Raw genomic sequence first — 12,985 nt, 5'->3', positions numbered from 1 at the left:
TCGCGCCGCGCCGCGATCGCCGGGTGTCTCGTGCTCGGCGTCGGGCTCCTCGGCGGGGCTGCCGCCGGAAGTTGGCTCGGCGGAGGCGGCGGCGCCCCCGCGACCCAGGAGGCCTACCACGCGGGCCGCGAGCTCTGGCACAGCGAGCCCGTCGACACCCTCTTCCCCCGCAAGGTGCGCGGACTCGGCGCGGGTCCCGGCGGTGCCGACCGCACCTGGACGCGGATAGCCGTGGCGCCGGACGGCGCCTGCAAGAACGCGTTCGACCCGCTGCTCGCCAAGGCGCTCTCGCCTGCCGGCTGCGAGCGGCTGCTCCGCGCCACCTACGCCGACGCCACCACGACCAGCGTGACCACCGTCGGCATCGTCGTGACCAGGACCGACGAGGCCGGGATGCGCGCCCTGCGCGAACGGTTCACCGGCGAGGGCCTCGGCGAGCGCCGCGACCTGATGCCCCGTACGTACGCCGCCAAGGGCACGGCCGCCGCGGACTTCGACGACGCCCAGCGCGCCAGCTGGGAGATCCGCGTCATGCCCGACGCCCCGATCGTCGTCTACGCCGTCACCGGCTTCGCCGACGGCCGCGAGGTCGCCGACCCGCGCCCCGCCCGGGAGGCCGCGAAGGCGGGCGCGACCTCGGCCCCGGCCCAGGCGGGCCTGGGCCACGACGCCCACGGCCTGGCCGACCGCACAGAACGAACCCTCCGCAAAGCCACGACCCAGGCCACGGGGTCCCCGTCATGACACCCCGCTTCCCAACTCCCCGCCAGGGCAAGTACGTTCGGCGCAAGGCCCCCCTCGCGAAGGCTGCCACCGTCACCGCCCTTTCCGCCCTCCTCGCCCTCGCCCCCGTCGTCCCCGCGCACGCCGACGCGATTCGGGCCCAGGAATGGGCGCTCGACGCGCTCCGGGCCGAGGACGCGTGGCGTACGACGAAGGGGGACGGGGTCACCGTCGCCGTGCTCGACACCGGCGTCGACGACCGCCACCCCGACCTCGCGGGCCAGGTGCTCCCCACCGAGGACCTGGTCGGCTTCGGCGCCGGGCGCGGCGACCGCGCCTGGGCCCGGCACGGCACCGCCATGGCCGGGATCATCGCGGGCCGCGGCCACGGCCCGGGCCGCGAGGACGGAGTCGTCGGCGTCGCCCCGGAGGCCCGCATCCTGCCGGTCCGGGTGATCCTCGAGGACGGCGACCCGGCCAGGAAGCGGGCCAGGAGCGCCCGCGCCGGCGCGCTCGCGGAGGGCATCCGCTGGGCCGCCGACCACGGGGCCGACGTCATCAACCTGTCGCTGGGCGACGACAGCAAGTCCGCCCACCCGGAGCCCCGGGAGGACGCCGCCGTCCAGTACGCGCTCGGCAAAGGCGCCGTCGTCGTCGCCTCGGCGGGCAACGGCGGCGAGGACGGCGACCACATCTCGTACCCCGCCGCGTACCCCGGCGTCATCGCCGTGACCGCCGTCGACCGTTACGGCAACCGCGCCCCCTTCTCCACCCGCCGCTGGTACGCCACCGTCTGCGCCCCCGGCGTCGACGTGGTCATCGCCGACCCCGACCGGCGCTACTACGAGGGCTGGGGCACCAGCGCCGCCGCCGCGTTCGTCTCCGGCGCCGTCGCGCTGGTCCGCGCCGCGCACCCCGACCTGAGCCCCGCCCAGATCAAGCGGCTGCTGGCCGACACCGCCCGGAACGGCCCCGAGGGCGGCCGCAGCGACGACCTCGGCGCGGGCCTGGTCAACCCGGCGGCGGCCATCGCGGCCGGGGCGAAGCTGAAGCCGAGGCCGCAGGCCCCTGCCCCGGCCGAGTACGGGCAGCGCTACTTCGGCTCGGGCCCCGACCAGGCCATAGCCGGCGAGAGCGGTACCGCCGTCCTCGCCCCCATCGCGGGCGGGCTCGGCACGGTCTTCCTGGTCACGGCCGTCGCCCTCTGGCACGACGGCCGCCGCCGAGACGAGGACGAGGAGGGCCCGCTGTCCCCGCCCGTTCTCCCCGGCTGATCGTCCGCACCACCCGTCCGCACCACCCGTTCGGCCGCATCGGGCCCGCCGGATACCCTCGAGCCGTGGCGCTCAAGAACATCCCGGATCCGGGCTTCTCCGACGACGACGGCTCCGCCGACCCCGCCCTGGCCGAGGCCCTGACCGCGTACGCGGCCGACCGCGCCGCCGAGCCGCGCGTGCTCGCCGCCCTCCCGAACGTCCGGCTCCTCGTGCCGGTCGTCGCCGTCCTCGGCGAGGCCGAGACCGGACCGGACGGCTTGCGCCGGGACAAGACCAGCGACATGGCGGTGCCCACCCTGAAGGGCCCCGGCGGCCGCCGCGCCCTGCCCGCCTTCACTTCCACCGAGACCCTGGCCCGCTGGGACCCGCAGGCCCGCCCGGTCGCCGTACCGCTGCGCCAGGCGCTCCAGGCCGTGGCCCACGAGGGCGCGGACACCCTCGTCCTCGACCTGTCGGGCCCCGTCCCGTACCAGCTGACCGGCCCCGCCCTGCTCGCCCTCGCCGAGGGCAGGTCGAGCGCGGACCCGCTGGCGGACCCCGCCGTCACCGAGGCGGTACGCGCGGTGGTGGCGGCGGAACCGGCAGTCGAACGCGCCCATTTGGCCCCCGGCGGCGACTCCGACGGCACGCTCGCGCTGGCCCTCACCGCGGGCGCCCCGCCCCACGAGACGGTCCGGCGCATCGCGGGCGCCCTGGCCGCCGACGAGGTGCTGCGGGCCCGTCTCGTACGCGGCCTGGACCTCGCACTGCTGCCCCCGGACGCCCCGATCCCGGGTGATCCGCTCTTCGCCCGACAGGCGTAACGCCCCGATTCGCCCCACAATGCAAAGAGAATCGTGATCTTTGCTGAGCGAGGAGGGCGAGATGGATACGGATACGACGACGCGCACTGGGGGCCTCCCGGGAGGTGTCGATACGCGCACCGTCGTGTCGGAGTTCCTCGGGACCCTGCTGCTGGTCTTCTTCGGTGTGGGCTCCGCCGTACTGGGCGCCGAGTACATCGGCACCGTCGGCATCGCCCTGGCCTTCGGCTTCGTGCTGATCGCCCTGGCCTACGCGCTCGGTCCGATCTCCGGCTGCCACCTGAACCCGGCGGTCACGCTCGGCATGCTGATGGCCAAGCGCATGTCGGTGCGCCAGGCGATCGAGTACTGGATCGCCCAGATCCTCGGCGCCATCGTGGGCGCCGCCCTGCTCCTCCTGGTCGCCAAGCAGGTGCCGGGGCTCACTATCTCGGGCGCCTTCGGCACCACCGGCTACGGCTACCGCTCGGCCTTGGGGATCACCGTTTTCGGCGCCTTCATCGCCGAGATCATCCTGACGTTCCTGCTGGTCTACGTGTACCTCTCGGCCACGAAGAAGCTGGCGATCGTCGGCTTCGCCGCCCTGCCGATCGGTGTGGCTCTGGTCGTGATCCAGCTCGTCGGCATCCCCATCACCGGCACCTCGGCCAACCCGGTCCGCAGCCTGGCCCCCGCGATCTTCGCGGGCTCCGGGCCGCTCACCCAGGTCTGGCTGTTCCTCGTCGCCCCCCTGGTCGGCGGCGTGCTCGCCGCGCTCGTCCACGGCGTCACCCACGGTGGCGGCACGCTGGGGCTCGGCCGCGGCGGGGCGGGTGCCCCGGCGGGCGAGGGCGCGGCGGCGGGGACCTCCGGCGACGACGTCCCCGACTCCGGCGCGGGCGGCTCGACGGACACGACCCGCGCGACCGGAGGAACCTCAGGCACGTCGGGCTCCCCGGGCGCGGACCGCCCGTAGGGGCGGCAGGGCACCCACCAGGCGATAGCCACCGAGTACGCCCACCAGGCGATAGCCACCAAGTAACGGCGACCCGCCGTCCGTAAAGGCGGCGGGTCGGTTACGCAACAGGGCCGCCCGTAAAGGGGGCGGGGGAGTCAGCCGAAGACCGGGCCCGTGTACTTCTCGCCCGGCCCCTGGCCCGGCTCGTCCGGCACCACGGACGCCTCGCGGAAGGCCAGCTGGAGCGACTTGAGCCCGTCCCGCAGCGGCGCCGCGTGGTACGAACCGATCTCCGTCGCACCCGCCGTGACCAGCCCGGCCAGGGCGGTGATCAGCTTCCGCGCCTCGTCCAGGTCCTTGTGCCCCTCGCCGCCCTCGGCCAGGCCGAGGTTCACCGCCGCCGCGCTCATCAGGTGCACCGCAACGGTCGTGATCACCTCGACCGCGGGCACGTCCGCGATGTCCCGGGTCATGGTGTCGAAGTCGGGGGAGTCCGGGCCCGCTCCATCCTCGGGCTGGGGGACCGGTTGCTGCGGGGTGGCGTCGCTCATGCTCAGGGCTTCACTTTCGAGTGGACGGGCCTCCAGCCTATGGCCCCCGCGCACGCGGTCGGCAGGGCCCCCGGTCGCTGGTATGCTGGGTGAACGACCGGCCGGACACTCCTGTGCCCGGCCCTCAAGTGGAGGCTCCGATCTCCCACCTGGCCGACCCCTCGGGTCGGCGGGTCACCGGTCAGGCGGTGCCCATCGTCCCGTAACGGCGACAGGGAACCGCTCGACGCGCCCCGCGGAACAACGCGGTGGTGCTCCCGGTTGTGAGGAGCCCCGCCTGTGTCCGTATGGGGCGCTTTGCGCATCCTGCGGGCGGGTCGACAGAATCAGACGTTACGCGGCTGTCCGCCAGGCACTCGCGTGGTGCAACCGAGGAGGCCCCATCAGCGCCGAGCCCCGCATCAACGACCGGATCCGAGTCCCCGAGGTGCGACTCGTCGGTCCCAGTGGCGAGCAGGTCGGCATCGTGCCGCTTGCGAAGGCCCTGGAGCTTGCGCAGGAGTACGACCTGGACCTGGTCGAGGTCGCGGCGACTGCCCGTCCGCCCGTGTGCAAGCTCATGGACTACGGGAAGTTCAAGTACGAGTCGGCCATGAAGGCCCGTGAGGCGCGCAAGAACCAGGCGCACACGGTCATCAAGGAGATGAAGCTCCGGCCGAAGATCGACCCGCACGACTACGACACCAAGAAGGGTCACGTCGTCCGGTTCCTCAAGCAGGGCGACAAGGTCAAGATCACGATCATGTTCCGCGGTCGCGAGCAGTCCCGCCCCGAGCTGGGCTACCGGCTGCTGCAGCGCCTGGCGGAGGACGTCCAGGACCTCGGCTTCGTGGAGTCCAACCCGAAGCAGGACGGCCGAAACATGATCATGGTCCTCGGTCCGCACAAGAAGAAGACCGAGGCGATGGCCGAAGCCCGCGAGGCGCAGGCCGCCCGCAAGGCCGAGCGCCAGGGCACGTCCGCACCCGCGGACGCCGATGAGACCGCCGAGGCCTGATCTCGGAGCACCCGCTTCGAGGCCCGGGGCCCCGCCCCGGACACCAACCGAAACAGCTGACGCTTCCGTGCGCCGGTCCCGCCGGACCGGGAGCGCCACCGACGAGGAGAGAACGGCGCTATGCCGAAGAACAAGTCGCACAGCGGTGCCAGCAAGCGCTTCAAGGTCACCGGCTCCGGCAAGGTGCTCCGTGAGCGCGCCGGCAAGCGCCACCTGCTCGAGCACAAGTCGTCCCGTCTGACGCGTCGCCTCACCGGCAACGCCGAGATGGCCCCGGCCGACGCCAAGAAGATCAAGAAGCTTCTCGGCAAGTGACGCTCCCGTCCTCGGTGACGGGGACGGCAGCCCAGGACCGGGACCTATTCGACCGGGCCGTGTGAACTACCGCGGCCCCGCACAAGGAGTTAACAAGTGGCACGCGTCAAGCGGGCAGTCAACGCTCACAAGAAGCGCCGGGCGATCCTCGAGCAGGCCAGCGGCTACCGCGGCCAGCGCTCCCGCCTGTACCGCAAGGCCAAGGAGCAGGTCACCCACTCCCTGGTCTACAACTACAACGACCGCAAGAAGCGCAAGGGCGACTTCCGTCAGCTGTGGATCCAGCGCATCAACGCCGCTGCCCGCGCCAACGGCATCACCTACAACCGCTTCATCCAGGGTCTGAAGGCCGCCAACATCGAGGTGGACCGCAAGATCCTGGCCGAGCTCGCGGTCAACGACGCCACCGCGTTCGCGGCGCTCGTCGAGGTGGCCCAGAAGGCGCTGCCGAGCGACGTCAACGCCCCGAAGGCCGCCTGAGCAGCGACCCCGAAGCGTTGAGCGGACCCGCAGGCCTCCGGGCCTGCGGGTCCGCCGCTGTTTGCCCCGACTCGACGTCCGCGAAGAAGCCTGACGATCCACGAACCTGACGATCCACGAAGAAGTGAGCCGCCGCCCATGGGCCCTGCTGAGCTGATCTCCCCGCGCTCCCCCCGCGTCGCTGCCGCCCGCCGGCTGGGACGGCGCAACTTCCGCGTCAAGGAGCGCCGGTTCATCGCCGAGGGCCCCCAGGCCGTACGCGAGGCGGCCGGGCATCGCGCGGGCGGCGAGCCCACGCTGATCGAGGTGTTCGCGACCGTCGAGGCCGCCGAGCGCCACGCCGACATCGTCGAGGCCGCCCGCGCCGCCGGGGCGTACGTGCACACCGCGTCCGACGAGGTCGTCGCCGAGCTCTCGCAGACCGTCACCCCCCAGGGCCTGGTCGGGGTCTGCCGCTTCCTCGACAGCCCCTTCGAGGAGATCGTCGCGACCCGGCCCCGGCTCGTCGCCGTACTCGCCAACGTCCGCGACCCCGGCAACGCCGGGACCGTGCTGCGCTGTGCCGATGCCGCGGGCGCCGAGGCCGTCGTCCTCACCGACGCCTCCGTCGACGTCTACAACCCCAAGTCCGTACGGGCCTCGGTCGGCAGCCTCTTCCACCTGCCGGTCGCCGTCGGCGTACCCGTCGAGCGCGCGGTGGGCGAGCTGCGCGGCGCGGGCGTACGGATCGTGGCCGCGGACGGGGCCGGCGACCGGGACCTCGACACCGAGCTCGACGAGGGCGTCCTCGGCCGCCCCACCGCCTGGATCTTCGGCAATGAGGCCTGGGGACTGCCCGAGGAGACCCGGGCGCTCGCCGACGCCGTGGTGCGCGTTCCGATCCACGGGCAGGCCGAGAGCCTGAACCTCGCGACCGCCGCCGCCGTGTGCCTCTATGCCTCCGCCCGGGCACAGCGTGCCTCCGGAGGGTGCCGCTTCGTCACCCTCAGCTAGTAGGGTTGCCGCCCGGGGGCCCTAGAGGGGGGCGGGTATGGACGTCAGAACACCGGACCGGAAGCAGCCGGAGCAACGGCGAGGGATCGCCGTACGGGATCCTGTGGAGAATCAACTCGGCCTGGAGCCGGACGACTTGCCTGATGGCCTCGTTGTCGCCGACGAGACCGGCCGGGTCGTCTGCTTCAACGCCGCCGCCGCCCGCATCACCGCGCGGAGCGCCCAGGACATGATCGGCCTGCCCGTGGAGAAGGCCCTGCCGCTCGCCGACCTCGAAGGCCGCCGCTGGTGGACCGTCACCGACCCGTACGGCGGCCTGGCCATCCGCGCGGGCCAGCCCGAGCGCAACCTGCTGCTGCCCGGTGGCCGGGAGGTCCTGGTCTCCGCGCGGTACGTACGGCTGCGCCCCCTGGGCCCCGTACACCGCCTGGTCGTCTCGCTGCGCTCCACCGAGGCGCGGCGCCGCACCGAGCGCAGCCACGCGGAGCTGATCGCCACCGTCGCCCACGAGCTGCGCTCCCCGCTCACCTCGGTCAAGGGCTTCACCGCGACCCTGCTCGCCAAGTGGGAGCGGTTCACCGAGGACCAGAAGAAGCTGATGCTGGAGACGGTGGACGCCGACGCCAACCGCGTCACCCGGCTCATCGCCGAGCTCCTCGATATCTCCCGGATCGACTCGGGCCGCCTGGAGGTCCGCCGCCAGCCGGTCGACATGGTGGCCGCCGTCGAGCGGCACGTGGCCGGGCTGACCGGCACCGGTCAGCGCCCCGAGCGGTTCGCGGTCGACGTCGTCCGGCCGCTGCCCGCGCTGTGGGCCGACCCCGACAAGATCGACCAGGTGCTGGGCAACCTGCTGGAAAACGCGGTGCGCCACGGGGAAGGAAAGGTCACCATCGAGGTGGCGCCGGCCCGCTCCGACCCCGAGGGCACGACCGTCACCGTGACCGACGAGGGGCCCGGCATCCCGGAGGATTCGATGGACCGCGTCTTCACCCGCTTCTGGCGCGGCAGCAAGCGCGGCGGCACCGGCCTGGGGCTCTACATCGTCAAGGGAATCGTGGAGGCGCACGGCGGCGCGATCGAGGTCGGCCGGGCCCGCTGCGGCGGCGCCCAGTTCCGATTTACGCTGCCCGTGGGCGCTCCGGCCTTTATGAAAGAATCGCTCTTTGGCACCTTTGGCAGCCTTGCGCCGAGCGGGGCCGCGGAGCCCGGGGGCATTCCCCCAGCTACCGCCGGGGGCACCCCCACCCAGCGGTAGCTGGGGACAATCGGAAACACGGGAAGAGATGTCGGCACCCAATAAGTCGTACGACCCTGTCGAGGTCGAGGCACTGAAACCGGAAGAGATCGCCCGCATGCGGGACGCGGCGTTCGCCGCCTTCGCCGCGGCCGGTGACCTCGAGGCGCTGCGCGAGGCCAAGGTCGCCCACACCGGCGACCGCTCGCCGCTCGCCCTCGCCAACCGAGAGATCGGCGCGCTTCCGCCGCACGCCAAGGCCGACGCCGGCAAGCGCGTCGGCGGCGCCCGCGGCGAGGTCAACCGCGCCCTCAAGGCCCGGCAGGAGGAGCTGGAGGCCGAGCGCGACGCGCGCGTGCTGGTCGAGGAGGCCGTGGACGTCACGCTGCCCCACGACCGCACCCCGGCCGGCGCCCGCCACCCGCTGACCACGCTCATGGAGCGGATCGCCGACGTCTTCACGGCCATGGGCTACGAGGTCGCCGAGGGCCCCGAGGTCGAGGCCGAGTGGTTCAACTTCGACGCGCTGAACTTCCCGCCGGACCACCCCGCCCGCGCCATGCAGGACACCTTCTTCGTGCAGGGTGCCAAGACCGCGGACACCAGCTCCGCCGCGGGCAAGGAGGACTCGGGCGTCGTCCTGCGCACCCACACCTCCCCGGTGCAGATCCGCGCGATGCTCGACCGCGAGCTGCCGGTGTACGTGATCTGCCCCGGCCGCACGTTCCGCACCGACGAGCTGGACGCCACCCACACCCCGGTCTTCCACCAGGTCGAGCTGCTCGCCGTCGACGAGGGTCTGACCATGGCCGACCTCAAGGGCACCCTCGACCACATGGTCCAGGCGCTCTTCGGCGAGGGCATGAGCACCCGGCTGCGGCCGAACTTCTTCCCGTTCACCGAGCCGTCCGCCGAGATGGACATGCAGTGCTACGTGTGCCGCGGGGAGTCCGTCGGCAACCCGGACCGGCCGTGCCGCACCTGCGGCAGCGAGGGCTGGATCGAGCTGGGCGGCTGCGGCATGGTCAACCCGCGGGTGCTGACCGCCTGCGGCGTCGACCCGGAGAAGTACAGCGGATTCGCCTTCGGGTTCGGCATCGAGCGGATGCTGATGTTCCGCCACAACGTCGAGGACATGCGAGACATGGTCGAGGGTGACGTGCGCTTCACCCGGCCGTTCGGGATGGAGATCTGATGCGGGTCCCGCTTTCCTGGCTGCGGGAGTACGTCGACCTGCCGGCCGGTGAGACCGGCCGTGACGTACAGGCCAAACTCATCGCCGTCGGCCTGGAGGTCGAGACCGTCGAGTCGCTCGGCGCCGGCCTCAAGGGCCCGCTGGTGGTCGGAGAGGTGCTCACCATCGAGGAGTTGGAGGGCTTCAAGAAGCCCATCCGCTTCTGCACGGTGAACGTCGGCACGGCCAACGGCACCGGCGAGCCGCAGGAAATCGTCTGCGGTGCGCGGAACTTCGCCGTCGGCGACAAGGTCGTCGTGGTCCTCCCGGGCGCCGTACTGCCCGGCGACTTCGCGATCTCCGCGCGCAAGACCTACGGCAAGACCTCGCACGGCATGATCTGCTCCGGCGACGAGCTGGGCATGGGTGATGACGGCTCGGGCGGCATCATCGTGCTGCCGCCGGAGTACGAGGTCGGCACCGACGCCATCGAGCTGCTGGAGCTCGTCGACGAGGTGCTCGACATCGCCGTCACGCCCGACCGCGGCTACTGCCTGTCGATGCGCGGCGTCGCCCGCGAGACCGCCACCGCGTACGGCCTTCCGCTGCGCGACCCGGCGCTGCTGGACGTGCCCGCGCCCAACGCGTACGGCTACCGCGTCAAGGTCGAGGAGCCGCAGGGCTGCGACCGGTTCACGGCCCGCACCGTCACCGGCCTCAACCCCGAGGCGCGCTCCCCGATCTGGCTCCAGCGCCGGCTCCAGAAGGCCGGGATGCGTACGGTCTCGCTCGCCGTGGACATCACCAACTACGTGATGCTGGAGCTCGGCCAGCCGCTCCACGCGTACGACCGCGACCGGCTCGACGGGCCGATCGGCGTGCGCCGCGCCGCGCCGGGGGAGAAGTTCACCTCCCTCGACGGCGTCAAGCGCGTGCTGGACGCCGAGGACCTGGTCATCACCGACAGCTCCGGGCCCATCGGGCTCGCGGGCGTCATGGGCGGCGCCCACACCGAGGTCGCCGACCCGGTCACCACGGCGTCCTCCGAGGCCGGCTCGACGACGGGCGAGGCCGTCGGGACCACCAACGTGGTCATCGAGGCCGCGCACTTCGACCACGTCGCCATCGCCCGCACCTCCCGCCGCCACAAGCTGTCCTCCGAGGCGTCCAGGCGCTTCGAGCGCGGCGTCGACCCCGAGGCCGCCTCCGCGGCCGCGCAGCGGACCGTCGACCTGCTGGTACTGCTGGCCGGCGGCACCGCCGAGGCCGGGGTCACCGAGATCGTCACGCCCTCCGGTCCGCGCACCATCTCCATCAGCGCGGACCACCCGGACCGCGTCGCGGGTGTCACCTACGGCCGCGAGACCGTCGTACGCCGCCTCCAGGAGGTCGGCTGCGACGTCTACGGCCAGGACGAGCTGGTCGTCACCGCCCCCAGCTGGCGGCCCGACCTGCGCGACCCCAACGACCTCGCCGAGGAGGTCATCCGGCTCGAGGGCTACGAGAACCTGCCCTCGACCCTGCCGAAGCCGCCCGCCGGGCGCGGCCTGACCGAGCGCCAGCGGCTGCACCGGCGGGTCGGCCGGGCGCTGGCCGGGGCCGGGTTCGTCGAGGCGCTCAACTACCCGTTCATCGCCGAATCGGTCTTCGACCAGCTCGGCCTGGACGCGGGCGACAGCTGCCGCCGGGTCGTCAAGCTCGTCAACCCGCTCTCGGACGAGGAGCCCGCGCTGCGCACCACGCTGCTGCCCGGGCTGCTCGGCGCGCTGCGCCGCAACCACGGGCGCGGCACGCACGACCTGGCGCTCTTCGAGTCCGGCCTGGTCTTCCACCCCTGTGAGAAGCCCGCGACCGCGGCGGTCCCGCCCGTCGACCGGCGCCCCACGGACGAGGAGATCGCCGGGCTGAACGCGGCCCTGCCCGCCCAGCCGCGGCATATCGCCGCCGTCCTCGGCGGCGCCCGCGAACAGGCCGGCTGGTGGGGTGCGGGCCGTCCGGCCGACTGGGCGGACGCCGTCGAGGCGGCCCGTACGGTCGCCCGCGAGGCCGGCGCCGTACTGACCCTCCGCAAGGGCCAGTACGGGCCGTGGCACCCGGGCCGCTGCGCCGGGCTGTACGTGACGGCCGATGGCGCGGAGCAGCTGATCGGCCACGCCGGTGAGCTGCACCCCCGCGTGGTCAAGGCGCTGGGCTTGCCGGAGCGCACCTGCGCGATGGAGCTGGACCTGGACCGCCTGGAACTGGCGGGCCGGGGCGCGGTCCAGGCCCCGCACGTCTCCACCTTCCCGGTGGCCACGCAGGACGTCGCGCTGGTCGTGGACGCGTCGGTTCCGGCGGCGGACGTGGAGGCCGCGCTGCGCGAGGGTGCGGGCGAACTCCTCGAGTCCCTCCGCCTGTTCGACGTCTTCACCGGCGAGCAGATCGGCGAGGGCCGCAAGTCCCTGGCGTACGCCCTCCGCTTCCGCGCGAACGACCGCACCCTCACGGTCGAGGAGGCCACGGCCGCGCGAGACGCGGCGGTATCGGTCGCAGCCGCCCGCACGGGCGCGGCACTACGCGGCGCGTAACGGCCTGCGGCCCGCAGATCGGGAAAAGGGCGCGCCCAGGACCCCCTGGGCGCGCCCTTCGCGCTCCGCGCCACTCACCACGACGGCGATCGACCACGGCGGCGATCGACCACAGAGGCGATCGACCACGGCGGTGGAGCCCGGCGGCGCCGGACCGGCCGGGTGGGTGTTGTGCCCGGGGCGTGGCGTCGTCGGTGTGAATGGCTGTTGCACAGGGCTGGTGCGTCTGCCTGTGGCGGGCTGCTGGCGCATGGGGTGCGCAATATTCTCCCGCCGCGATGGCGATCGACTACCGCGGTGGAGTCCGGCGGTGCCGGACCGGCCGTAGTTTTCGTCGTCCGCGTCCGCGCGGGTTCCGCCATCAACAACCCTTCTGCCGACTGACGGTGGCGGGCTGTCGGAGTGCCGTGGTGGTGAATGGCGGCTCCATTGGTAGATGTAGGGCCGAACCGCCCGCCAGGTGGAGGAGAGGGCAGCAGCCATGGCCACAGCAACACGTCGATCGGTGACCGTCCGCGGTGCGGACAGCGCGCGGCTGCCCGTGCCCAACTCCGGTGGTGCGGAAAGATCCGAGCGCCCGCCGGCGCCCGAGGCCGAGCTGCTCGCGGTCATCGGGCCCGCGGGGCCCGGGCGTTCGGCGCTGCTGGAGGCGCTGGGGGAGCGGCGGTGGGCGCGCGCCCGGGCCGCTGGACCATCGCCGCGGGAGCCCCGGGTTCCGGAGATGCCGCAGGAGTCCCGAGTTCCGGAGACGCCGCAGGCGTCCCGCGTATCTTGCGGCTCCCGTGAGTCCCACGTGTCCCACGCGTCCTACGCGAACCGCCGCGTCGCCGCCGTCCGCCTGCGCGAGCCCCTCGGCAGTGAACCCGCCGCCCGTGCGGACCAGTTGCTGCTCGCCCTCGGCCTGACCCTCGCCGACGAGCCCGACGCCGTA

Annotated in this window: 11 protein-coding genes and 2 pseudogenes; 12 read left to right on the top strand and 1 reads right to left on the bottom strand. The window is 73.1% G+C overall.

From position 1 onward, the window contains the following. The 4 genes and pseudogenes from AOK16_RS01185 to AOK16_RS01170 all read left to right on the top strand — a co-directional run. Positions 1 to 744: pseudogene (locus tag AOK16_RS01185) on the top strand (hypothetical protein); the annotation flags it as partial. After that, positions 741 to 1,997, top strand: a complete 1,257-nt coding sequence (gene mycP, locus AOK16_RS01180) for a type VII secretion-associated serine protease mycosin (protein ID WP_055470312.1) — start codon at positions 741 to 743, stop codon at positions 1,995 to 1,997. The pseudogene AOK16_RS01185 and the gene mycP, both read left to right, overlap by 4 nt. A 65-nt stretch (positions 1,998 to 2,062) precedes the next feature. Continuing rightward, positions 2,063 to 2,803 (top strand): SseB family protein, encoded by a 741-nt coding sequence (locus AOK16_RS01175; RefSeq protein WP_055470311.1) that lies wholly within the window; start codon positions 2,063 to 2,065, stop codon positions 2,801 to 2,803. A 61-nt stretch (positions 2,804 to 2,864) separates the two neighbouring features. Continuing rightward, positions 2,865 to 3,758 (top strand): aquaporin, encoded by an 894-nt coding sequence (locus AOK16_RS01170; protein WP_079100932.1) that lies wholly within the window; start codon positions 2,865 to 2,867, stop codon positions 3,756 to 3,758. A gap of 137 nt (positions 3,759 to 3,895) precedes the next feature. Here the strand turns inward: AOK16_RS01170 and AOK16_RS01165 are convergent, their stop codons facing one another. Continuing rightward, a complete protein-coding gene (locus AOK16_RS01165; RefSeq protein ID WP_055470310.1) occupies positions 3,896 to 4,291 on the bottom strand; it encodes a DUF1844 domain-containing protein in 396 nt (131 codons plus the stop codon). Between the two features lie 325 nt (positions 4,292 to 4,616). On the opposite strand from AOK16_RS01165, the gene infC reads away from it, so the two are divergent. The 8 genes and pseudogenes from infC to AOK16_RS26930 all read left to right on the top strand — a co-directional run. Continuing rightward, positions 4,617 to 5,288 carry a translation initiation factor IF-3 gene (infC, locus tag AOK16_RS01160; RefSeq protein WP_079100933.1) on the top strand — a complete coding sequence of 224 codons (672 nt, stop codon included), beginning with the start codon at positions 4,617 to 4,619 and terminating at the stop codon, positions 5,286 to 5,288. A 120-nt stretch (positions 5,289 to 5,408) separates the two neighbouring features. Continuing rightward, a complete protein-coding gene (rpmI, locus tag AOK16_RS01155) occupies positions 5,409 to 5,603 on the top strand; it encodes a 50S ribosomal protein L35 (RefSeq protein ID WP_055470308.1) in 195 nt (64 codons plus the stop codon). Between the two features lie 96 nt (positions 5,604 to 5,699). After that, the gene (gene rplT / locus AOK16_RS01150) at positions 5,700 to 6,083 is read left to right on the top strand and encodes a 50S ribosomal protein L20 (RefSeq protein WP_055470307.1); all 384 of its coding nucleotides are present in this window, start codon (positions 5,700 to 5,702) and stop codon (positions 6,081 to 6,083) included. Positions 6,084 to 6,221: 138 nt separating this feature from the next. Further along, a complete protein-coding gene (locus tag AOK16_RS01145) occupies positions 6,222 to 7,076 on the top strand; it encodes a TrmH family RNA methyltransferase (RefSeq protein ID WP_055470306.1) in 855 nt (284 codons plus the stop codon). 37 nt (positions 7,077 to 7,113) lie between these two features. Continuing rightward, entirely contained in the window at positions 7,114 to 8,334 is a 1,221-nt protein-coding gene (locus AOK16_RS28905) for a sensor histidine kinase (protein WP_079100931.1), read from the top strand. A 28-nt stretch (positions 8,335 to 8,362) separates the two neighbouring features. Then, positions 8,363 to 9,508: a phenylalanine--tRNA ligase subunit alpha gene (gene pheS, locus AOK16_RS01135; protein WP_055470305.1), complete on the top strand. Its 1,146-nt coding sequence runs from the start codon at positions 8,363 to 8,365 to the stop codon at positions 9,506 to 9,508. Beyond that, positions 9,508 to 12,054, top strand: a complete 2,547-nt coding sequence (pheT, locus tag AOK16_RS01130) for a phenylalanine--tRNA ligase subunit beta (RefSeq protein WP_055470304.1) — start codon at positions 9,508 to 9,510, stop codon at positions 12,052 to 12,054. Before pheS ends, pheT begins: the two co-directional genes overlap by 1 nt. Before the next feature lie 481 nt (positions 12,055 to 12,535). Continuing rightward, positions 12,536 to 12,985, top strand: a pseudogene (locus AOK16_RS26930) (hypothetical protein); the annotation flags it as partial.

This window comes from Streptomyces pathocidini, assembly GCF_001418495.1.
Taxonomy (GTDB): domain Bacteria; phylum Actinomycetota; class Actinomycetes; order Streptomycetales; family Streptomycetaceae; genus Streptomyces; species Streptomyces pathocidini.
Note: the sequence above shows the minus strand (reverse complement) of the source record. Positions and strands in the feature narration are given on the sequence as shown.

Excerpts from the sequence above, each read along its gene's own strand:
- mycP (WP_055470312.1), top strand. The coding sequence starts at position 741 with ATGACACCCCGCTTCCCAACTCCCCGCCAGGGCAAGTACGTTCGGCGC.
- AOK16_RS01170 (WP_079100932.1), top strand. The coding sequence starts at position 2,865 with ATGGATACGGATACGACGACGCGCACTGGGGGCCTCCCGGGAGGTGTC.
- AOK16_RS01165 (WP_055470310.1), bottom strand. The coding sequence starts at position 4,291 with ATGAGCGACGCCACCCCGCAGCAACCGGTCCCCCAGCCCGAGGATGGA.
- rpmI (WP_055470308.1), top strand. The coding sequence starts at position 5,409 with ATGCCGAAGAACAAGTCGCACAGCGGTGCCAGCAAGCGCTTCAAGGTC.
- AOK16_RS01145 (WP_055470306.1), top strand. The coding sequence starts at position 6,222 with ATGGGCCCTGCTGAGCTGATCTCCCCGCGCTCCCCCCGCGTCGCTGCC.
- AOK16_RS28905 (WP_079100931.1), top strand. The coding sequence starts at position 7,114 with ATGGACGTCAGAACACCGGACCGGAAGCAGCCGGAGCAACGGCGAGGG.
- pheS (WP_055470305.1), top strand. The coding sequence starts at position 8,363 with ATGTCGGCACCCAATAAGTCGTACGACCCTGTCGAGGTCGAGGCACTG.
- pheT (WP_055470304.1), top strand. The coding sequence starts at position 9,508 with ATGCGGGTCCCGCTTTCCTGGCTGCGGGAGTACGTCGACCTGCCGGCC.